This window comes from Methylobacterium sp. BE186 (assembly GCF_031457035.1).
Classification (GTDB): Bacteria; Pseudomonadota; Alphaproteobacteria; order Rhizobiales; family Beijerinckiaceae; genus Methylobacterium; species Methylobacterium segetis.
The window spans coordinates 1-21261 of the sequence record NZ_JAVDVV010000043.1; the positions used below are offsets into that span (position 1 = coordinate 1).

22 protein-coding genes and 1 pseudogene are annotated in these 21261 nt (G+C 64.9%); 7 read left to right on the forward strand and 16 right to left on the reverse strand.

Going from position 1 to position 21261, the window contains the following annotated elements; genetic code table 11:
• The first annotated feature begins 78 nt into the window (after positions 1–78).
• Positions 79–345 (forward strand): cell division topological specificity factor MinE, encoded by a 267-nt coding sequence (minE, locus tag J2X36_RS25545; protein WP_132256572.1) that lies wholly within the window; start codon positions 79–81, stop codon positions 343–345.
• 273 nt (positions 346–618) lie between these two features.
• Here minE and J2X36_RS25550 read toward each other — a convergent pair whose 3' ends face one another.
• From J2X36_RS25550 to J2X36_RS25560, 3 genes are all read right to left on the reverse strand, one after another.
• Positions 619–864: a DUF6489 family protein gene (locus tag J2X36_RS25550; protein WP_310354880.1), complete on the reverse strand. Its 246-nt coding sequence runs from the start codon at positions 862–864 to the stop codon at positions 619–621.
• A 74-nt stretch (positions 865–938) separates the two neighbouring features.
• Positions 939–2198, reverse strand: coding sequence for a PHB depolymerase family esterase (locus J2X36_RS25555; protein WP_310354882.1), 1260 nt, complete (start codon positions 2196–2198; stop codon positions 939–941).
• Positions 2199–2272: 74 nt separating this feature from the next.
• On the reverse strand, positions 2273–2692 hold the full coding sequence (locus tag J2X36_RS25560; RefSeq protein ID WP_310354884.1) for a CopG family transcriptional regulator: 420 nt from the start codon (positions 2690–2692) through the stop codon (positions 2273–2275).
• Between the two features lie 213 nt (positions 2693–2905).
• On the opposite strand from J2X36_RS25560, the gene J2X36_RS25565 reads away from it, so the two are divergent.
• Complete coding sequence (locus tag J2X36_RS25565) at positions 2906–3175, forward strand: hypothetical protein (protein ID WP_132256564.1); 270 nt, start codon at positions 2906–2908, stop codon at positions 3173–3175.
• 33 nt (positions 3176–3208) lie between these two features.
• Positions 3209–3361 (forward strand): annotated as a pseudogene (locus J2X36_RS25570) (ATP-binding protein); the annotation flags it as partial.
• A gap of 312 nt (positions 3362–3673) precedes the next feature.
• On the opposite strand, the gene J2X36_RS25575 reads toward J2X36_RS25570, so the two are convergent.
• The 10 genes from J2X36_RS25575 to J2X36_RS25620 all read right to left on the reverse strand — a co-directional run bounded on the left by J2X36_RS25575 (position 3674) and on the right by J2X36_RS25620 (position 13920).
• Entirely contained in the window at positions 3674–5890 is a 2217-nt protein-coding gene (locus tag J2X36_RS25575) for a hypothetical protein (protein WP_310354887.1), read from the reverse strand.
• 165 nt (positions 5891–6055) lie between these two features.
• On the reverse strand, positions 6056–7174 hold the full coding sequence (locus J2X36_RS25580; RefSeq protein ID WP_310354889.1) for a pyridoxal phosphate-dependent aminotransferase: 1119 nt from the start codon (positions 7172–7174) through the stop codon (positions 6056–6058).
• On the reverse strand, positions 7171–7860 hold the full coding sequence (locus J2X36_RS25585; protein WP_132256557.1) for a glycosyltransferase: 690 nt from the start codon (positions 7858–7860) through the stop codon (positions 7171–7173). The genes J2X36_RS25580 and J2X36_RS25585 overlap by 4 nt, the downstream gene beginning before the upstream one ends.
• Positions 7857–8807 (reverse strand): radical SAM protein, encoded by a 951-nt coding sequence (locus J2X36_RS25590; protein ID WP_310354912.1) that lies wholly within the window; start codon positions 8805–8807, stop codon positions 7857–7859. The genes J2X36_RS25585 and J2X36_RS25590 overlap by 4 nt, the downstream gene beginning before the upstream one ends.
• Positions 8808–8911: 104 nt before the next feature.
• Complete coding sequence (locus J2X36_RS25595) at positions 8912–10264, reverse strand: glycosyltransferase 87 family protein (RefSeq protein ID WP_310354891.1); 1353 nt, start codon at positions 10262–10264, stop codon at positions 8912–8914.
• Positions 10261–11034, reverse strand: a complete 774-nt coding sequence (locus J2X36_RS25600) for a DUF2064 domain-containing protein (protein WP_310354893.1) — start codon at positions 11032–11034, stop codon at positions 10261–10263. Before J2X36_RS25600 ends, J2X36_RS25595 begins: the two co-directional genes overlap by 4 nt.
• A 41-nt stretch (positions 11035–11075) precedes the next feature.
• On the reverse strand, positions 11076–11801 hold the full coding sequence (locus J2X36_RS25605) for a molybdopterin-dependent oxidoreductase (protein WP_310354895.1): 726 nt from the start codon (positions 11799–11801) through the stop codon (positions 11076–11078).
• A gap of 13 nt (positions 11802–11814) precedes the next feature.
• On the reverse strand, positions 11815–12480 hold the full coding sequence (locus tag J2X36_RS25610; RefSeq protein ID WP_310354897.1) for a cytochrome b/b6 domain-containing protein: 666 nt from the start codon (positions 12478–12480) through the stop codon (positions 11815–11817).
• Positions 12477–13211 (reverse strand): substrate-binding domain-containing protein, encoded by a 735-nt coding sequence (locus tag J2X36_RS25615; protein WP_310354899.1) that lies wholly within the window; start codon positions 13209–13211, stop codon positions 12477–12479. The genes J2X36_RS25610 and J2X36_RS25615 overlap by 4 nt, the downstream gene beginning before the upstream one ends.
• 442 nt (positions 13212–13653) lie before the next feature.
• Positions 13654–13920, reverse strand: coding sequence for a hypothetical protein (locus tag J2X36_RS25620; protein ID WP_310354901.1), 267 nt, complete (start codon positions 13918–13920; stop codon positions 13654–13656).
• Between the two features lie 375 nt (positions 13921–14295).
• Between J2X36_RS25620 and J2X36_RS25625 the strand changes: the two genes are divergently transcribed.
• From J2X36_RS25625 to J2X36_RS25640, 4 genes are all read left to right on the forward strand, one after another.
• Entirely contained in the window at positions 14296–14556 is a 261-nt protein-coding gene (locus J2X36_RS25625) for a hypothetical protein (RefSeq protein WP_132256135.1), read from the forward strand.
• Positions 14557–15191: 635 nt separating this feature from the next.
• Positions 15192–16100 (forward strand): LysR family transcriptional regulator, encoded by a 909-nt coding sequence (locus tag J2X36_RS25630; RefSeq protein WP_405029859.1) that lies wholly within the window; start codon positions 15192–15194, stop codon positions 16098–16100.
• A 235-nt stretch (positions 16101–16335) separates the two neighbouring features.
• Entirely contained in the window at positions 16336–16596 is a 261-nt protein-coding gene (locus tag J2X36_RS25635) for a DUF2798 domain-containing protein (RefSeq protein WP_310354904.1), read from the forward strand.
• A 308-nt stretch (positions 16597–16904) separates the two neighbouring features.
• On the forward strand, positions 16905–17519 hold the full coding sequence (locus J2X36_RS25640) for a carboxymuconolactone decarboxylase family protein (RefSeq protein ID WP_310354906.1): 615 nt from the start codon (positions 16905–16907) through the stop codon (positions 17517–17519).
• 505 nt (positions 17520–18024) lie between these two features.
• On the opposite strand, the gene J2X36_RS25645 is transcribed toward J2X36_RS25640, so the two are convergent.
• From J2X36_RS25645 to J2X36_RS25655, 3 genes are all read right to left on the reverse strand, one after another.
• Positions 18025–19083 (reverse strand): HAD family hydrolase, encoded by a 1059-nt coding sequence (locus J2X36_RS25645; protein WP_310354908.1) that lies wholly within the window; start codon positions 19081–19083, stop codon positions 18025–18027.
• 1447 nt (positions 19084–20530) lie between these two features.
• Positions 20531–21076, reverse strand: a complete 546-nt coding sequence (locus J2X36_RS25650) for a hypothetical protein (protein ID WP_310354910.1) — start codon at positions 21074–21076, stop codon at positions 20531–20533.
• A gap of 24 nt (positions 21077–21100) precedes the next feature.
• On the reverse strand, positions 21101–21261 hold a 161-nt coding region (locus J2X36_RS25655; protein WP_310354914.1), incomplete at its 5' end, for a DUF1214 domain-containing protein.

The following is a 21261-nucleotide window of genomic DNA, read 5'->3' on the forward strand; positions in this document are numbered from 1 at the left end:
GAACGGCGAGACCGTGCCGATGAGCGTGCCCAGCGAGCGCAAGTCCTTCCTCGGCAAGATCTTCACACGGAGGGCGGCATGAGCCTACTCAGCCTTCTCGCAATGCGTAGAACCGCTCCCGTAGCTCGGGAACGGCTTCAGCTCATCATCGCGCATGAACGCGCAGAGGTTGGGCAGTCGCACCTTGTTGAAATCCTGCGCGAGGAAATCCTCGCCGTCATCGCCAAGCATGTCGCGATCGAGCGTGACAAAGTGCAAATCCGCGTTGATCAGCGGCAGGAGGTTTCGAGGCTCGATCTCGATATCGAGCTTCCAACCCGCTTACATGACAAGAAAGCGGCCTAGCTAAGCCACTTTGAAGTTCATGTGATCTGCGTCCATTCCGGTAGCGTGGGCTGAACCATCCCACGCATCGGTCAGCCCCTCGGTCCCACCACGCTCGGAGATGGTGCCAGGCCGATCGGGTGTCCAGCAAGCTTCTGCCCTAGCAAGCGCTCGGGCACTGAGTCGTCCTTGCGCTCGCAGGTAGAGCGGCGATCATCCCTGCCTGACGTCCAGCGCCTAAACCGTTTTCTCTTCCCGGAGGCGCTGGTCTGATACGGCCAAATTCATGGCGCCTCATTTCGGCGGTGCCATACCTCCATCGAAGCCCTGCTGAAACATGCGGGCAAACGCCTGCTGCATCTGATCTGACCCCTGAGGGGCTGCCAAGAGCCAACTCTTCAGGAGAGCGTCAGGCGAGAACCGTTCCATCTCGGCCATCATCCGCTTTTCCATCTCAGCCAGCATCGCAGCTTGCACCGGCTTTACGTCGGGCAAGCCGAGAAATAATCGCGCCTCTTCGGGCGTGCAGTCGATGTTCATGGTTACCTTCATCGCCCTGATAAGCTCCAATTCCGACCGATGCGGAATGCGCACATGCTGCCCAGACCGCCAACTCAGTGACGCGTGTCAGCGGGTGTGATCGTGGGCGCGAGGAAGAAGCGCAGCATTTCTCGGCTGGCATCGGGACCACGTGGTTCCGTGTAGGAGCCGGCCGTGCTGCCGCCGGACCAGGCGTGGCCGGCACCGTGCAATAGCCACTGCTCAAGGACTTCGCGCCCAGTTTCGTCGGCTTGGACCGTCCTTGTATAGGCGATCCCGCCCGGGGACCTCCCGGAGGTTGTCGTCCGGGTCAACGCGGCAGCCGGCGTGGCCTGGGCGATCACCTGATCACCGTTGATCGGTTTGACCGTGTTATCGCTGTCACCGTGGAAGACGATGGTCCGCACCATGGATCCGTTTCCTCTTGGCCGGCCGGTCCCGCCTCCGCTCATGGCAGCAAAGGCCGATGGCATGTCCCTGGCCGCACCGCAGGCCAGCCCGGAATGAATGCCGGCCGCGGCGAACAGATCCGGATAGGTCACGGCCATGATGGCAGCCGCGGCGCCGCCCGCCGAGAGACCGGCGACATAAACGCGGGCCCGGTCGGCTGAAAATTCCTCGACAACGGCAAGCGTGATACCGGCAATCAGCGACGGCTCGCCTCCCTCACGCCGCTGGTCATTCGCATTGAACCAGTTCCAGCACTTTTGCATGTTGGCTGATTGTGGCTGGCGTGGATACACGACAAGGAAGGTCTGCTCCTCGGCCAACTCATTCATCCGTGTGCCGGCAGCGAAATCATCTGGGTTCTGGGTGCAACCGTGCAGCATGACCACGACCGGAAGAGCCTGCCCCGTGTGGCCGCTCGGAACGAACACCTTGTAGGTGCGGCTGCCCGCATCATTGGAGAAGGTCCGCTCCTCGAAGCGAGCCCCATCCGGCACGGGAAGCGGTGCCTGCCGTTTAGATCCGAGGCCCTCGCCGAGGCCAGGCAGCGAGCCCGGTTCGGCAAGGCGTCCGTGGAATCCAGACATGGTCTCGGAAAGATTGCGGATCTTGGCGACCCACTCGCGAGGCTTGGAGGCGCCTGAAGACGAGGCCGGCGATTGACCCGCTTCCGTCCAAGCGCCGTTTGGGAACGCGGGCGTGACCATATCGATCATCGGCCCTACGCGCTCTGTGCTCCAAGCTGCCTGACGCGCCTGTTGGCCCTGATCATCGTGGGTTGAGCCCGGGCCCTCACGGCCTTGAAGGAGTGCGATCGCCTCCGCGAGTTTGCCGGCTCGGGTGAGACGGGTCACCTCGCTCATGTCGATCTTGCTGAACGCGCTCATGGTCATGATCCTTCGTTCGCCCCAGCAGAGGCTGCCGTGCGGGTGGTCTTGCGGTGGGATGACGAGTCTGAAGTTCAGGCTGTCCGGTCGGCGAGAGCGGCTTTCACTGCCGAACTCGCCTGAAAGGCACCGAGAACTTCGACCGAGCGGATGGCCGCCCGGGCAAGCTCGGGGGTGACATCGTCTGCGATGCTCGCGAGCCCGATGACTTGAATTTGAAGCGGCGCTCCGGCATCCCGGGCCGCCTCGAGATCACGCTTGGTAAAGTGCGATAGGCCAAGGCTGAGTTGCCTGCGTGTCATTGACTGGCGCACGGACTCTTCCTGCCGCTCGAGCTGGTTTCGCACAGCCGTGCGGATGAAGTCGGAGCGGTTGGCGTAGAAGCCGTCGCGCACCATGAGGTCTACGCGGCCGAGATCGACAAAGCCTAGATTGACCGTGATTTTCTCGCTGTCGGCACCCTTCGACCGCAGCTCATGAATGTTGCTTGCCATCTCTGAGACACCTGACGCCATCCCGCTGGATGGTAAGGAGATGGTGACCGGAGGGTGAGGTACAAGGCTTGCCGAGAATGTTTTGCTCATGAAGGCGCCGGGGGCCTCAGGCGGAGTGCAGCCATTTGGGAGCCGATGCGTTGACAGGCATCTCAGCCGGCTCGCTTGCGAGCTACAGCTGAAAGCAAACACAACGAGCTGAAAGGATCTTTCATGAAGAGCGCACTCCTGACTGCAACATTTCTTCTTTCTGCTTTCGCCGTCACCGGGCCTGCTTGCGCGCAAGGCACAGTGCGGGGTGCAGAACGTGGTGTCGAGGACGGCAACCGCGCAGCTGGGCCAGTTGGCGGGGTGGTCGGCGGAGCCGTGGGCGCAGCAACAGGCACTGTTGGTGGTGTGCTCGGCGTTGATCCCGAGCCGCGCAGAGAGCGCATCGAGCGGCGCGAGGAGCGCACGACCGTCCGCGAACGTCGCGACCGCTAAGCAACACTCGCCCGGTTGCCTGAGCGGCTGGCCATGTTCCACCTGGTCAGCCGGCTCTACGAGCGCTCCTCGATGATCGTGACCACCAACTTACCCTTTGCCGAATGGCCCAGTGTGTTCGGCGACGCGAAGATGTCGGCCTTTCTCGACCCTCGGACGCATCACTGGCATATCTTGGAAGACGGGCGACGTCAGCTGGCGGCTGAAGACCCGCGGCTGAGAGGCAGCCTTCGCAGCGCGTCGCCGGATCGCTGCGTGGGCCCCTTTTAAGGTTCTTCCGCAGGTTCGGTGCTGAGCGCTTTGCGGCGGGTTGATCCTCGGAGTGGCAGAGGGTGAGCGCGATGCGGATCTCGAACCCGTCGTGCCCTCGGTTCCGGAAGGTGTGCAGGTCGACGAGCTTATGCGGGATGCCGACGGGCTGACGATCACAGCCAGGGCTATCGCAGCCCCCGGTTTCACGGCGGTCGCAGATGTCCGAGCGCCGATATCCGTGACAGCTTAGGGCCTCACATCGGAGCTTTGGACGCCCGGAACTCCCATCGTGTCGATCATCTGCGGCGTGGACTCCGTAATGTCGTCCAGCACGAGCTGGTTCATTGCGCAGATGAAGGACGAGAGACGGTAGCCGTCGTGGCGCGAGAGCGCATTGTCGAAGGCCCGCATGTTCCAGAAGGGGTCGTTGGCGAGAGTAATCGGCGCGATGCCAGTCAGGTGGAGCCCGTGAACGAAGCGCGCTGCGGGCTTCGCGAAACCCGGTCGCGCGGGATCGACCAGGGCGAGATCCTCACTGTCCCAGAACTGTCCGTGATGGTCCTGCTTCCGCATCCGCGCCCGCGTGAGCCAGCCGTCCGAACGCGGGCAGTCGATCGACGCGTCGGCCAGGGTCGCGTAAGCGTGGTGGCGCTCCCGCCCCGTGTCGTGCAAGCCGAGCAGTTCGTGAGTCGTACCGAAAGGTGCCGCCGAGGGCTGCGTATCCGCGAGGACACCGGCCGCCGGCCGCGGTGGATCGAGGTTGCCGATCGTATGCGACTCCTCGCGGAGGCTGACTTGAAACGGGAAGGTCTCGGCAATCACCGCCAGCGCGCGCAGCGGCAGCGTCAGGAGCGCATGGAGAGCCGCGGCGGCCCTCGGCGGCGTGCACGTCATCCCGCGGGGCTGACGGCCCTCGAAACGGGCAGCGACTCGGTCGAGGAAGCCGCCCGCAGGGCGGAAATCCAGCTTGAAAGTCGGGAACAGATCGTGCGTCGCCCAATCATAGTCGACGCCGGAATGGAACATGGCGTCGGTGCTCGCAAGCCGCTGCCGGATGCGCTGCCGTGCGGCTTGGTACCCGTCGTCGATGTCGAGGCCGATCCAGGCGCAATCACCTGGCCGCAGCCCGCCCGCCGGGAAGGCGAGCGCAGCCGTTACCGATATCATCACGGGGCGCTGCTCGGGTGGGAAGAAGCCGGTGTCACGAACAATCTCGGCGGCTGGTGTGTTCTCGTCGGCGCGGAGCGCGATGCGCTCCCAGACCGCGCGCTGGACCGTCGTCCACTTACTCGCTTCGGAGGCTGGATTGATCAGCACGACGAGATTGCCGAGCACGGGCGGCAGCGTCTTGCCAAAGGCGTGACGGCGCACCGCTTTCAGCACGTCGTCCTTGAGGCCGGTGGCGAGCATGTTGCCGCCGAGACTGTGCCCGGCGACGATCAGGCGATTGTTGCGCTGGCTGCCATCCGGGCGCGGAGTGGCCAGCACCGATTCGATGGACCGCAGGGCCGAGATCGCCGCGGGCGCAATCGCTTCGCTGACCGGTTTTCGATCGAACAGGGTAGCGGCCGCTGAAACGTCGCCGAGAAAGCCCCCGATTGCGTCGCCGAATAGATCCCGCAAACCCTGCTCGTCGACCCGTGCGCCGCGCCAGCCGACGTAGATGGCCGTGACCTTGGTCTCGCACGCCCTCGGGTCGGTGGGGCAGCGCTGCTGCAGGAAGCGGGCGACATGCGCCGCATAGAGGCGCAGGTCGGCGACGTTGCCGTCGCCGATGCGAGCGTCGTGGCGCCAGCCATGGACGAATACGAGGACGTAGTTCGCTCCACTCGAGAGGTGCTGTTTGAGCGCGTCGAGCTGCGTGATCACCGGCCTGATGCCGGCCGCGGCTCTCCCGCTCGCGCGCATCTGGCTCTCCATCGCGTGGCGTAGCATCGCGCTTGTGTTGGCCACGTCACTGCCGCCGCTGCGGGACACGAGGGCGTAGGGCTCACCGTCTTCTTGGAATTCCAGGAACCCCAGCGTGTAGTCGAGCGGCTTGCCGTCCGGGCGCTCCGCGGTGACGATGTGGCGTTGCAGGGCGCAGCGGAAGCGCGTTCGCCAGCGCGGATCGCTGGCGGCAGCGGCGTTCTCGTCATTGCTGGCATCGATCCATCCACCGTCATCGACGAGGTCGGTTCCAGCGAGCGGCCGGCGCCCGGTATCCGCCAAGACGGTCCAGCCTCGGGCGAGCCCGTCGCTGCATTCGGGGACGGCGGGGTCGAGATCGCGGTAGGCCCGTGCCTTCGGCGTCGACAGGACCACGTAATTCACGAACAGGACGCCGAGGACGAGTATGGTGGCGCCGACCAGGGTCGCGAAGGCGGCGTGCAGGATACGCGTGTACCCACGCCAGAACTTGGCGAGCCACGTTCGTTTTGGCTCGGCTGTGAAGTGCTGGTCAGCCTTCTGGTGCGAGTCCACGGAAACAGTGCCCTGCCCAAATTTTCCAGCAACGCTTGCCAGTTCAGTAAAGCGATTGAGTAGCCTCAGCCGAGGCACATGCAAGCTGGCTGTGCCTACGATGCCGATCTCGTCCGCAAGGGGACGAGCTTCGCCTGACCTTGCATTCCAACGATGACTCGAAATTCAGCGCCCGCACTCGGCGAGGTACGAATCCAGGGCATCCAGGGCCGGCGCGACGCTGGCATGGCCCAAGCTGATACGAAGGCGGTCGGCCGGGAGCCGCGCAAGCGGCGAGTGCCACAGAGTCGAGGGCAACACGAGCAGGCCACCGCGGCGCGCAAGGTCGACGGCAAAGGCTTCGGCGTCGACGCCGCGGTAGCGCGGGAAGGCAAAGGCGAGGTTCCGCTCTCCGTCCGGGTCGAACAGCGCGGCATGCCGCGCGAGAAGCGCGTCGAGGAGGATCCGGTTGCGGCGCCCGATGTCGCGCGTCCGCGCCACGATCCAGTGCCGATTTCGGAGCGCTATGTGCGCCAGAACCTCGCTCGCTGAGGATAGGCAACTCGACAGTCCGCTCTTAATAGCGAGGGTGCGGGCGAGCAGATCCCGTTCCCGGCAGGCAATCCAGCCGACGCGCAGACCTGGCAGGCCAAAGCCTTTCGACAATCCGTCGATGGAGACGCCGCGCTCGTAGGCGTCCGCAATGGGCGGCAAACATTCCACATCAGTCTCGCGGTAGACTTCGTCATTGACGAGCCAGAGGCCGTGGCGCCGGCAGAGTGACACGAGGGCGTCGCGCGCGGCAGTTTGGAGAGATGCGCCGGTTGGGCTGTTCGGAATGTTGGTCAGAATGAGCTTGGTGTTCGGGCGCAGGACGGCCGCGAGCCGGTCGATGTCCAGAGACCATGCGCCGTCGTCGCTCAGCGCCACACCGGTCGCGGCGCAGACGGTGGTCACGGCCGTCTCGGTTGGCCCGTAGAGGGGCAACACCATCACGGCATGGTCATTCGGTCCCAAGACGGCGCGCAACAGGCAGCTCATGGATTCCTGCGCACCCGCACAGCACAGCACGTCGTCGGCCGTGAGACCGCGGTATCGCTGCGCGATAGTCGCGCGCAGCCAGGGAGCACCTTGGGGATGGGCGTAGCCGAGGTCGAGGGCCTCCCAACGGCGCCGGTCCTCCGCGTCGGCGGCGGCAAGCAGCCAGGAGAGGGGCAGAGGCTCGGAATGCGAGGCGGCAAGGTCGTGCCGGACGAGAGGGCTCCAGCGCGCCAAGAAGGCTGCGAGCGCGAAGGCCTCGCTCATGGCTGAGGTGTTGGTCCGGCAGCGACGCGCAGGAATGTCGCCATCATCTGACTGCCAGCCCGCAGCGTGCCGAACAGCGATCCGGCTACCTTGGAGGTGCCGCCCGCGCGGCGCCGGTAGGGCAGCGGGATTTCGGCAATCCGCAAGCCGACGCGAGCAGCCTGCATCTGCATCTCGATGTTCCAGCCATAGGTCATCTCACGCAGTTGAAGCCGCGCCAGGGCGTCGCGGTCGATCGCCCGGAAGGCACACATGTCGGAGTAGCGGACCCCGTAGAGCGCTCCGATGCTGTAGCCTGCAAGCCGCCCTGCGAGCACTTGGTGCCAGAGCATCGCGCCTGGTTCGCGCACGCCGCGCGTCCGCGAAGCCAGGACAAAATCCCGCTCACCCCTGAGCACCGGACCCGCCACTTCCGCGACAAGGTCCCCGCGGTCGGCTCCGTCGCCATCAAGGAAGACAAGGACATGGTTCTCCGGCCGCGCAGCCGCCGCGCCTGACGCACAGGCGCGGCCATAGCCGCGCCCGGCCGCGATCATTCGCGCGCCCGCGGCAACAGCGGCGGCCGGCGTACCGTCGCTGCTGCCACCATCTGCCACGATCAGATCTCCCGCATAGGCAGGAGGAATGCCGCGCAGCACGGCGCCGATCGTCTCGACCTCATTCAGGGTCGGAATGATGACGCTCACAGGCTCCATCGCAGGCCACAATTCCGGCAGGGAGCGGGGGGCGCGTCCGAGAGGAGCGCGGCGCGGAAGTCGCGGTAGGCGGTGCCGTTCCAGATCTCGCGCAGGGAAGCCTGGGTCGCATCGCCGAGTGTGTAGTGGCTGTATCCGCGCACCGAGAACGGCGCGATGCAACAGGGCAGCGCCCGCCCGTGAGCGGTGAAGTACATCAGCGACCACGGGCGGCGGCAGGTCGCCCAGGGTTGCTCGTCGGCCTGCCGCTTGAGGCTGAGGCCTGGTTCGGTCGCCCCGGAGGCGTCGAGGACGACGCCGAGATCCGCCCCGATCGCCTGCGCAGCCTCAATCGCTGCGCGTTCCTCAGCCTGCGTGTTCTCGAACAGCGAGTGATCTGCCCGGGCAAGACCATACCCGACCTCGTCGAAGACGAGGCGCTGCAGATGCACCTCGTGCACGCCCATCTCCGCTGCGAGCCGCACGAAGGCCGGCAGTTGCTCGATGGTCTCCTTCAGGCCGGTGAGCCAAAGTGAGACCTTCGGCACGACGGCCTCGATCCTCCTCTGATAGGCGACGAACTGGCCCACATCGCGGACGATCCGGTCGAAGAAGTCCTTGCCGCGCACCCGCAAGTATGAGGCGCGGTCCGCAGCGTCGAGCGACACACGTAGCTCGTCGAGCCCAGTGTCGATCAGTTCCTGGAAGCGCTTGGGCTGCATGAGCGTGCCGTTCGTATTGAACAGCACGTAGATGCCCCGCCTCTTCAGGTAGCGGATCATCCGCGGCAGCGACTTCACCAGCATCGGCTCGCCGACACCGTGAAGCACCACGCGAGCCACGTTCGGCACCTGATCAACGATCCGGGTGAACAACTCCCAGCTCATGTCGGCGGGGGGTTCCAGCGTTTCAAAAGTGCGGGGACACGTCTCGCAGAGCAGATTGCAACGGTTCGTCACCTCCAAGTAGAGGCAGATCGGAAGCACTTCGGACCTTGCTGAGCGCTGTGCGCCGATCCCCTCGAAGTAGCGTCGCGGGTCCTTGAGCGTGGCGGATATCGACATCAGGACGCTCCTCGTGGACTGACCGCGATGGGAACGGACTGGTCGCGCAGGCCGGCGCGCAACGCGAGGGCAAGAGCCGGGACGAAGACGAGGCTTGGCCAGGCAAAGCGCTCGTTGAACGGGTCGATGTAGAAGAGGACGGGGGCCGCGGAGAGCCAGATCACCGCTGGGCTCGGGGACACCGTCGCAGGCAGCGCGAGCCACGCGTAGTACCAAGCGTAGTGCGGGCTCGCCGCGACAGTCGCGCAGGCGGCGAGGATACCGGCGTCGCGGCACAGGGTAACCGGCACGGATGCGCCCGTCGGCGGATGGCGTGTCGCAATCCAAAGCGACAGGGCCGAGAAGACAATGCCGACCGAGAGCGCGTACCCCCACGCAGCAGAGACGGGCAGCGGAACGAGGTGAGACAGTCCGGCGAGCAGCCAGAAGCCCTGCCCGGTCGCGAAGCCCTCCTCCGCGCCGTAGGCTGGGAGAAAGCCGAGTACCTGCGTCCCCACCGACAGATAGGGCAGGTAGAGCGCGGCGATGACGGCAGCGCCCGTCAGCACCTGTCGCCACAACCAACCGCCGCGTAGGAAGGCCGGCGCCACGACGATGGGCAGGAACTTCACGAGCGTCGCCGCGGCGAGGAAAGCCCCCGCGAGGCCGTCGCGGTGGCGCGCCCGGGCGAGAAGTGCCAGCGCCAGCAGACCCACCGCCACCGCGTCCACATGCCCATCACAGGCGAAAGACCAGAGCACGAGCGGGTTCCAGGCGTAGATCAGTACGCGCTCCCGCGGCAGGCCAGAGAGGGTAAGGAGGCGCAGTAGACAGGCAATTGCGAGGCCATCGCAGAGCAGCATCGCGGCCTTCATGCCGGTCACGGTTGTGGTGACCTGTCCAACGGCGGCGAAGAAGAGCTGCGCGGCCGGCGGATAGATCGTGTGGGCATAGTCGGCCCGGTTGATGAGCGGGAAGACGGCAGGGTCTCGCAGAAAGCTCAGCGCCGGATCCGCCGGCACATGGCGGTAGGGATTGATGCCCGCGGCCTGGACCTGTCCATCCCAGACATAGCGGTAGATGTCGCTCGACAAAAACGGCACCGAGGGCAGGAGAAGTAGGCGCAGGAGCACTGCGATGGCGATCACGAACCAAACGGCCCGCCGGCATGGCGTCCGCAGGACGCGGCGAACGGCGAGGAAGTAGACGGCGACGCTGATCGCAAGCACACCGACGAACACTTGCGCCCGCAGCGGCGTGCCGACCGTGTCGGCGCCGGGCACGTGAAGCGCCAGGGCAGCTAGCGTCAGCGCAATCAGCAGGGTCCCGAGCAGGGCGAGGCCCGCGGGAGGCGTTTCGAGACGCCCACTCATGGCGTACGCCCCGGGCTCTGCGGCGATGGCATCATCGCGGCGTGGCCGGGGCGATCGGTCATGCCGAGAGCGGCAGAGGCCTCGCCTCGCGAACCCTCGCCGTAACCGAGCCGCGCCAGCACGGCCCGGCTCGCATGTGCCGCGTAGCCGCCGCGCTCCACCTGCAGGCAGGCGAGGGTCGCTGCGTCGTCCACGTCATACCAGGGCGGCAGTTCGACAAGGTCGAGGTCGAGCCCGCGTGCCCGTGCGCGGGTGGTCTCGGCGACGCTCGCCGTGCTCCAGGCGATGCGCGAAAACATCTCCGGACATCGCGCCTTCAGCCCAAGCAGGTAGTAGCCACCGTCTGCGCAGGCACCGAGCACGGCCCGGTCGCCGGGTTCGAGGAGCAGACGGGCAGCCTCCACCAAGTGGGTGGTGGGCAGGGTCGGGCAGTCGGAGCTCAGCACGCAGGCAGCAGCGTGGCCCTCTGCCAACATCCCATCGATCGCGTGAAGGAGGCAGCGTCCGAACCCATCCACACCGTCTGGCATCGGCGGAGAACCGTCCGCCAGCACGAGGACGGTTCCTGAGGCGATGTGGGCCCGGACGAGATTCTCCGTGCCTGCGGGCGCATACGCAGCAAATCGCGCGATGGGCGCCCGCGCGGCTGCCTCTGCCATGCTCTGGGTCGTGTCGTGGAGGAAGGCGGCCGAGAGGGCGGCGGCGTCCTGTGGAGTGAGAGGCGGGCAGAGGCGCGTCTTCGAGCAGCCAGCCCGCGGGGCTTTGGCCATCACGCCGATCGCGCAGGTTCCGGGGAAGGCACGAGCCATGCTCAGAGCCCACTGAACCAGTTGTAGCCGCGGTCCGTCCAGTAGCCGCGCGGCTGCTTGTCCGTGACGTAGATGGTTGTAACGAATTTCGGGTTCTTGAATCCCAGTTTCGTTGGAATGCGTAGCTTGAACGGAAATCCATGCCGATGCGGCAGCAGCGCGTCGTGAAGGCGAAATGCCATCAGCGTCTGCGGGTGGAGCGCCGTCGGCATGTCGAGGCCCTCGTAGTAACCGTCCGCGCACTCGAAACCGACATAGCGGGCGGTGGTGTCGGCCCCGATGCGCTCCAGAAAGGTGCGCAACGGCGTGCCGGTCCACTTGCCGATCATGCTCCAGCCTTCGACACAGACGTGCCGCGTGATCTGGGTGACCTGAGGCAGGGCGTGCAGCGCCTCCACGGTCCAAGGACGCTTGTCGGCGATCTTGCCTGAAAGCAGCAGCCTGTAATCCGCAGGCTCGAGCCGTGGCGCCTGCTCTGGCCCATACCACGCGTTGTAGCGGAAATCCTTGTTTGCCATGGACTCGGGGAACGTCGGCGCGAGGCGATCCGGGTTGAAGAGGCTGGCTTGGACGGCATCATTCCAGGCCGAGACGCGCGCGAGCGCCCCCTGGACCGCGTCTCCGTCGCTCACATCGCAGCCCGTGAGCAGTGTCAGGGCGCCGAGCGTGATGCCGCCCCCGAGCAACTCGCGCCGCGGCAATGCGAGGTCCTGCTGAGTTCTGGGCATGGCGCTCCTCCGCTCAGGGACGTCCGCCGTTCCTCGGGGCCGGCGAGCCAGATCGGCCCGTGATCATGGCCACGAGGGTGCTCGGCACCAGCGCCACGAGGGCGAGATGGATGACAAGGAAACCGACGATCACGATCATCGCGAGGAAGTGTACGATGCGTGCGCCCTGGAAGCCGCCGAACAGCACTTCCAACGGGTAGGTCTGCACTGGCTTCCAGATCGCGAGGCCGGAGACGATGATCGCGATGATCGCGGCAAGCACGCCCCAGTAGAAAACTTTCTGCACGGCGTTGTATTCGCCGAGGCGGTGCTCTAGGCGGAAATGCAAGGCTGCGGTGAAGTCGTGCAGGAATGCGCGGGGCCCCACCGGGAAGAAGTCGCGCCGAAAGTGGCCCGAGACCACACCGTAGATCACGAACAGCAGGAAGGCGGCGATCAGCAGCCACATACCGGCGAAGTGCCAGGCAATGGCTGTGGCGACCCCTGGATCGCCGTGGCGGGCGAGGGCCGCTTCCACATCTCCCCCGAGCGTGACTGCGAGTGGAAAACGGAAGGGTAGGATCGGCTCGGCATTGTAGATCCGCCAGCCGCTCCCGACCATGATCAGGATAGCGAGCGCCATCGACCAGTGTGCCAGTCGCACCGGCCAGGCATGGGTCTGAACGCCGAGGACGCTCACGCGGAACTCTCCAGCCCATGAGCGCTCAAGATCGCCCGGCCTACAGCCGATAGAAGGAAATCGACGAAGGCCTGCGGGTTGGGCCGGCGTGCGAGGGTCGTCACGGCGACTTGGAACGCGAGCGGCGGCACGACGGCATCCGGTACGGTGCGGACCACCTCCAAACTCGGGTGATGGGCAAGCTCGCTTGCATGGAGGAGGCCGGCCTCTGCCTCGCTGCGCTCCAGCAGAAAGGCGACCTCGGCCGTGTCGAGCACGCCCAGCACGGCCTGCTCACCGAGGTGCAGCGCCCGGATCACCGATGGCCCATCCACGTCGGCGGCAGGTGTCCGGTCTGGAACGGTGATGCGGCCCCTCAGCGCCGCGTCTCCGACTCCACGGCGCGCGGCCAGAACGTAGCGTATGGACCATGGACCCGCGGGCGTGCCGGCGACCAGGCCGGCGACGGTCGCCGCCTGCATGATGGTGTCCTGCGTGAACAGGAGGTCGTTCTGAACCTTGCGGGCGAGTTGCGGGAGAAGAAGGCCCGGACTCGTCGGGAAAACCCTCACGCGTACGCCCGCAGCCTCATGGAACCGGTCGGATGCGCGCGAGAGGGCAGGCCCCATTGCGGTATCGCAGTTCAGAACGAGGTCCGTTGTCGTGACGGCATCGCTCGTACCCTGGGGCTTCGCTGCCGCGAGCGACAGCAAGGGCAGGCTCTGGAGGAGACGTCGGCGCAGGATCGTCATGCTGGCACAATCCTCCGATCAGTCTGCTCCCCTTTTCGCAGGTCCAGTGCCGCGGTTACGCCCGAAATCAAAAATGTGTTGCCTGGCTGTGTTCAGCCGCTCAGGGAGCGCTGGATCGGCCACTTCAGCAAAGGCAACAAGGCCTTCCATCACCTGAGAAGTGCAGGCTGTTCAACGCGCGGGATTTCTCAGTCGACGGGCGGCTTGCATGCCCCTGCGATGCGCCCCGGAGCTGAGACTGTCCACTGTCGCAGGCGTACAGAGTTAGGAGATGACCATTCCTCTTGGTTCGCCACCTTTGCCGAGAGCAGCTTTTCTCTTCGATAATTGAAGCCCCACTGGCCCGCCTGATGAGAACAGCGGAGCGGGTGCCCCGAGACCCTTTCGCAGGCCTGTCTGCGGGGCGCCCGAACCACATGCGATGAATGGTGTTTGCGGCAGCCTACTGAATCATGTCTTCTTGTGCTGTCTCGGGCATGCCTTGCATGCTGTTGACCGGTGCGATGGCCATCATCTTCCCGTTCTTCAACTTCAGGACGTTGAACTTCCGACCCGTCTTGGTGTCGGTTGCAACGGCTACCATCATCTGCTGGGGCGCAAACTGGGAGAGGGTAAAGTCGTGGCCCCACGCTGAGAAAGTTTGTTGGGCCCAGGCATACCCGGAAGCGGCAGCAACCGTTGCTCCGGCAAGCACCAGAACTTTTGTCATGGCTCATCTCCACGGTTGGTGTGGCGATCAGACTTTCGGAGGCATTGCTGGCGTCGTAAAATGCCGTTTGTGCATCGTGACTATGCCCGGTGGTATCGGGGACGAGGAGTAGGGCAGGCCGAGCGCGAGCCTTCGGCACAGGCTGGTGCGCATTCGGGAGACCGACCGACAGATCCAACCTTCGGAGGCGCTGCCTCGGTGTCTCATTGGATCTGCCAGCGGCGACGATCGACAGCGTTGCACGGCGCTCGCTGCCATCAGCACGCATCATCTCGATGCCCAAACGGCATTATCTTCTCTATGCCGCCGCGCCGATGATCGGATCCAGAAGCAAGGAAGTGGTTTCCGCGCTTCTCTTCAGAAAGGATCAAGATCATGCGCACCCTTCTTCTTGCCGGCGCCGTCGTCGTTGCCTTCGCCTCCTCGGCCAACGCTTGGACCCAATCGATCCTGCACCCCGAAGGACAGGGCAGCGCAGTGACGCTGAATGGGGTCACGCCTCGCTACACGATCTACGGTTCGGAAGCCGGCCGCTCGATTCAGCCGGCGCGGCCAGCCAAATCGGTGCGAACCGCACCGGCCCAGGGCCCCTTCGCCGACGATAGCGAGATGCTGCACCACCATTCCCACAACTGAGGTCATCGGCGTCGCTCTCTGGAGCCCGCGATGGACAACGCTTCGCACGGGGGGCGCCCGATGCCCCCCGAGAGCGTGAGCCACGTCACGGGAGGCTCCTGAAGGAGATGCGATCCTCACGGCACGATGAATGAACAGGAGGCGGTCATGGTCCTCACGGTGTTCGATCCACGCGCTGGCACTCAGGTCCGGATCTGGGTCCCGGCAGTTCCCGTCACTCTCCAGCCGGCCCCAGCGGCCGTCGTCCGACCTCCCCGGTTCATGCACTCGGCAAGCCGGGCTGCCTGATCTCGCTTTTGCCCCACTCCAAGCTCATCGAGACACGCTTTCTCCGTCACGTGATCCGGCGACGGCACCAGAGGATCCCTTTCAGGAGGCTCCGATGAAGCGTTCCCACGAACGACGCGCGAAATGTGCAGTCCTGCGGGAGCTCGACCGGCTGCTTGCGCGCCGAGCACTGATCGCGCCAGCACAGCCCGACCACGCTCGCTGAGCCGGCCGGCGCCCAAGCGTACCAACACCCACTCCCTCTCGACTGCGGCCCAGTTGTCGAGACAATACCCGGCCGGTGTCCCACGGCCGCGCCGAGCGATTGGCTCGAAGTGTCCGTTGTGACCGCGAGCCCGGAGCTGTCGATGGAGCTCCACGAGATCCGCTACTTCCTGGCGGTCGGCCGCTTTGGCAGCTTCACCAAGGCAGCCGAGCACTGCAACGTGACGCAGCCCGCCCTGACGCGGGCAATCCAGAAGCTGGAGGACGAGCTCGGCGGCCTCTTGGTCTCTCGAGAGCGCGGCCACGTGCACCTGACCGATCTCGGCCGCCTGCTGGAGCCGGAATTCACCGAGATGATCGAGCGGCGCGAGCGCGCCAAGCAGGCAGCCTCGCGCTTCCTGCGCCTGGAGGGCGCCGAGCTGCGCCTCGGTGTGATGTGCACGATCGGGCCGCTGCGCTTCGTCGGATTCCTGAACAGCTTTCGCATCGCCCATCCCGGCATTGAACTGACCCTCGTCGAGGGCGTGCCGGCACGCCTCACAGAGATGCTGCTCGGGGGCGAGCTCGATGTGGCGATCATGGCTGACCCACGCGGCTTCTCCGATCCGCTCCGGGAGAGCCCGCTCTACGAGGAGCACTTCATGGTTGCCTGCGGGCCGGGCCACGATTTCGCCTGCCGCAACGCGATCCGGATGCGCGACATGGCGGGGCAGATCTACCTGCAGCGGATCAACTGCGAGTACCGGGACCATCTCGCCGAGCTCCTGCGCGAACAGGGCACCGAGATCCTGCGCTCTCACCGCAGCGAGCGCGAGGACTGGATCCAGAGCATGGTAGCGGCAGGGATGGGGATATGCTTCCTGCCCGAATTCACCGCCACCCTGCCAGGGCTGGCTCTCCTACCGGTGATGGAGCCGGTGGTCACTCGGCAGGTGTGTCTTGTCACGGTCAGCGGCCGGCGCTGGTCCTCGCCACTGGCGGCACTGGTGGCAGCACTCGGTCAGTATACGTGGCCGGCGAGCCGCTTTTCGCTCGATGAGCAGGCTGCGTAGCAGGCAACTCGGCAGGAGCCGATGAATTCTGCACCGGCTGCAAGTCCCGATCGTCGCCTCCAGCGCTGTCCATCATGGCTCGCCCGCATCGCACCGCTTCGCGGCCCGGTGACGAATCGTGGACGCTCGCAGACGATGCAGGGGATGGAAGACCCCAGGCGGACATACGCCATGTCTAAGCGGTGGCCCTATTTGTGCCTCAGCGCGAGGGACAGGCAGGCACCTTCGTACACTCATGCCTCCGATCGCCCGACAGCACGCCCACTACGTCTTTGCCGTTCTGCAATCAGGCATCACGACATTGATCTCCAGCGGCATCGCCAGCGCGCCGCTGGCCGGAGAAGACCGCTTTCTCACCCATTGGCTCTGGGCATGGGCCATTGCCTGGTCGTTCATGATTCCGATCGTTGTCGTGGCGGCACCGACGATCAGAAGGGTTGCTACGGCGCTGACTGCTGACCCGGCATCCGGCCACTCCGACTCAGATCCACCATGATTTGAGTTGATCAACGAGCTCGAGACCGGCGGCGGATGCTCAGCTCTTCGGCAGGTATTGGGGCGGCCTGCTCGGTCCTGTTTCCAGAGACGCCGATTCTGCGATCTGCAAAGTGGGCGCCGACCTGATCCGATGATCCGGTCACCCGTGCCCGTGAGTTTGTCTCGGACAGACCCGCCGTCGAGGATTCGTGCCGACGCGCGACCGCCTTGTGCCGCCCCTCGGCCCGCCGATCGTCGGTCACCGCCGCCTGATCGATCTCTCGAGGCTTCAAAACCACGCCACCCATGAAGTGGGGAGTTCGACTCATGAAGCGCCTTCTGATCGCAGCGGCTCTGATCCTGGCGCCGCTCGCGGCCCGCAGTGAGGACCGGCTGCCGACCATTCCGCCGAGCCAGTACACCGCCGAGCAGCAACAGGCCGCCTCGGCATTCGAAGCGGTCCGCAAGACGCCCGTCTTCGGGCCTTTCGAGCCGCTGATGTACTCGCCTGATGTGATGACGCTTGCCCGCTCGATGGGCGACTATCTCCGCTACAAGCCCAAGATCGGCACCACCCTGTCGGAACTCGCGATCCTGCTCGTCGCACGATACTGGACGCAGGACTACGAATGGTATGTCCACGCGCCGATCGCGCAGAAGGTGGGGATCAGGCCGGGGATCATCACGGCGATCCGCGATGGGCGGCGGCCAGAGGACATGAGCGCGGACGAGGCCTTGGTCTACGACTTCGTCAGCGAGTTGCAGCAGAACAAGGCGGTCTCGGACGCGACCTTCGCCAGTGCCGAGGAGCGGTTCGGGAAGCCGGGAGTCGTCGATCTGACCGCGATCTGCGGCTACTACACGCTCCTCGCGATGGAGCTGAATACGGCGCGGTACGGCTTGCCGAGGGACGGCACGCCTCTGCCGCGACTGCCTCAGTGAGTGCCTGGAGCCGACACCACTTATCGCGGGATGGTGCGCCTGTGGAGGGCCTGTTCGTCGCAGCGTGTTTTGGCATCACACGGCGTGGATCGCCGGTTTGTTGGCCGAGCCAGAGGGTGGCTGGGCGCGTCCCTCCAATGAAGAGAGGAGAGGCAGGTCCGTGAACCCAGCCTCGCCCCAATGCGGGGTCTTCACTCTCGCGCGCCTTTGCGGGCGAAACCGCATTTGCATCTCGCCCGCCGCGACAGACCGATTGGAAAAGGCCGCTTCAGCCGCAATGCATCTCAGATAATGCGGTCTGGATGCGGAAAGCAGACCGGCGGCTTTCACCCAAACCCGGCCGGGGCCGATGCGCCCATTGCCCCCTCCAGCCGATCCAGACGGCATCTCCAAAGCAGTCATTCATCGGCTGGGTGCTCGGGAAGCTCCCGGCCGATGTGAGACATCTGCCCGGGTCAGGGACCATGATCGGGGTTGGCCGAAATCCGGCAGCCTGCTTTCCGCCTCATGCCTCGAAGGCGAAGATGCGGTTCCAGTCGTTCTTCATGCTGATCACCGTCCAGCCCTGCTTTCGCGCCTCGTCGTAGAGCGCTGGGGAGAAGGTGCCGATCTTACTTTCGGGAAGGCCGGTCGCCGGACCGTAGGCATATTCGCGCGAGGCATCGTCGTGGAGCACCAGCATCGCTAGGCGGGTGCCCTGGCCGCCGCGCGTGTATTCCAGCATCTCACGGTCACCGACGGAGTTACCGAAAGCTGCGACGGGACGTCGGCCAATCATGAGGTGAATGCCTTCGACCTTGCCGGCCTTGTCGTCGTTGAGCAGCAGTTTCGGCTCCTTGGTCAGGAGCGGCTTGCCGTCCTGGCCGTAGCCGAACTTCGTTGTGCCTGCGGTGCCGACCACCTGCTCGGGCGGGATGCCATAGGTCTTCTCGGCGTAGACGCGTACGAAGTCCTGACCGCCGCCGGTGACGATGTAGGTCTTGAAGGCATTGGTCTGCAGGTATCGCAGGACCTCCTGCATCGGCTGAAAGGTCAACTCGGTGTAGGGGCGGTTCCAGCGTGGATGCCGGGCGGTTTCGAGCCAACTCGACACCTCGGACTGGAATTCTTCCACCGTCATACCCGTGAGTGTGGCGGCGAGGATGTTCTCGAGATCCCGCAGGGGGAGGTTTGCTGTCGCCTCGCGGTTGCCGGACAGCACGGTTCTGAACGGCTCGACGTTCCGCAGCTCCGGATCTTTCGCGACCACGGCCGGGACGCGCTCCAGGCAGTAGGCGACCTGCGTGTACACCGGCTGCTCGACCCAGAGGGTCCCGTCCTGATCGAACACGGCGATCCGCTCGTCTGGAGCCACGTAGGTCGGGCTCGACGGCTCGGTCGTCACGCGCACGAAATCGACGATCGCCTGCTTCGCCGGCCCTTCGTTCCAAGACGGCAGCAAGCCGCCCGGTTCTTTTGTCTGTGCGGCAGCGGGGACGAGGGTTCCCGACAGGGATGGCAGCAGGGCTAGGGTCGACAGCAACGTGCGTCGGTTGATGCCGTTCAGGCTTCGAACTCCCCTCATGTCTGCCTCCTGCCGTGGTTTGGAAGGGCCTTTCGCTGCTGGACGTCGGATCCCTGTGCTCGGCCGAGAAGGCCCCGTGCTCCGGCGCGGTGGGAGCTCGAGAAAAGGCATTGAACTGACGCAATAACCGAATAATAGAACGTTTATCGACCCTTAGGAGCGTGATCTACACGAAAATAATAGGTGTATTTGGGCAAATTTACTTCCGAAATCTCGTAGAATTGGAAATTGAATAGAACCTAATCGATGATGCCAGCAAAGGTTCAATTTTTGCGCAGTGATCAAATAGGGTTTGCCCCACTGTGACCAAATAGGTCTTGCCCCTCAGTACTTTAGCAGGAATACGCCGCCGTTCGCTGGTTTAGCGTTTCGGAAGCCCATTCAGGGTTGCGTGATGTTCACGATGCTGTCGCCGGTGACGATCAGGGTGACGACTGTTCATGGCCGGCGGCGATGTTCACGATGAGCAGTAGACATTCGTCGAGGTTATGGTGTTTCCGCCGTGCTCCTGCGAGTTCCAGGTTCCCGCCGACACCGGCGCGTTGGGTGGTGCAGCGAAGTAATAGTTTCTCGTATCGAAGCCTTGCGATCCGTCCCGCTTGGTGTAGGTCCGGAACAGCTGGAGGGTGCATCTAAAGTACGGCTTGTTATCTGGATTTATCACCAGTAGCGGGTAGAATGGTGTCGGGGACGGTAGATACCACACAAAGTAGGGCGCCGCCTGCGCAGAGGTGTAAAGCGCAGACGCGTGAAGCATTGTCATGAAGTGCCACGCAGTCTTATTGAGCATGTGGGCGCCATCTCATAACAATTGAAAATTCAATCTGAATGCGACGGTGAAAATTTGTCCCCTATCTTTCGGATATTTTTCACAAGATTTCACTGCCGAATCTGGCGTAGGCGAGGAAGCCGTCATTGCCAGTAAGATTTAAATATTGAGTCGGCCATCGCAGAAATCACGCCATTGGATGGCCTCTCTGAGCGCGGCAAGCGAAGGCACTTGGCCATACCCGCCCTCCTACCGGTTCTACCAAACTTGGCGATGAACCAGGATAGCGGGCCCGGTTCCTACGACCCACGTCGCTCGCCATTCCAATAGCCACCGCAGCGCCATGTGCCGGAGCTAGTCCAAGCCCCCGCTCCATAGTCGCCCCGGAGACGGCCGACCACATCGGCGCGGTCGATACCACGCACGATGCTACCTCGGACCGCGCCGCTCGGCTGGACGCGCCCTGAGATCATGAAGTCGCCTCCGCCGGCGTAATAGATCTGCCCGCCCCGAACGATGACACCGTAGCGGTAGGCCCGATCGCAGTTGCCCTGTTCGGTGACCACCACCACGCTCCAGGCGCCATCGAACTGCGCCACGCCATGCGGTCTGGGCGCCGCCTGAGCCTCGCTCGCCGCCCCTGCGAGCGCGAGCAGGAGAGACGCGCCACCGAGGCCTCTAGTACGCGTAGCCATAGTAGCCCGTGGACACGCAGGTCCCGTAATACGGATCGTAGGAGGCGTATGGCTCGCAGCCGCCGTAGCCGTAAGAGCCACCGTAATAGTCGTCGCTGAGGGCGTAGCCCGCGGCCAGTCCGAGCCCCAGCCCGGCCAGACCGTAACCGTAGCCTGGGTACCAGCTACGCCGGTAGCCGTAGCCATAGCGGCCGACCCCGCCGTAGACCCCACGGTAGCCGCCGACTGCCGCGCCACGGTAGGCACCGAACCCGCCCCGGTAAACGCCCGCCGCGGCACCAGGATAGCCTCCGAAGCCGCCGCGGTACCCACCCCCAAAGCCGACGACCCGCGCACCCCCTAGGCCGGCGCCGCTGAAGCCGCCTCCTCGGAGTCCGCCACCACCAATGCTCCCACCGCGGAAGCCACCACCTCCGAAGCCGCCGCCGTGGAAACCACCACCGGCGCCGAACCCGCGGGCCTCAGCGCTCGAGCCGGCGAGCACCAGCGCACTTACGCAGGCCGCCGAGACGATCATCAGACGCTTCATGACGTTTCCTCCTGCTGCCCCAGACTAGAGCGCCGCGCCGGCGCTTCGGGTGACGGGCGGCGGTGCCCAGGACCCGTTCAGCAGCGCGTTCTTCGGCCAGTAGGTGCGCAGCATCAGCACGAAGGGGCCGGCCGGCGCCGGCAGCCAGTTCGATTCCCGCTGCGCGCCGGGGCTCTCGTGCTGGA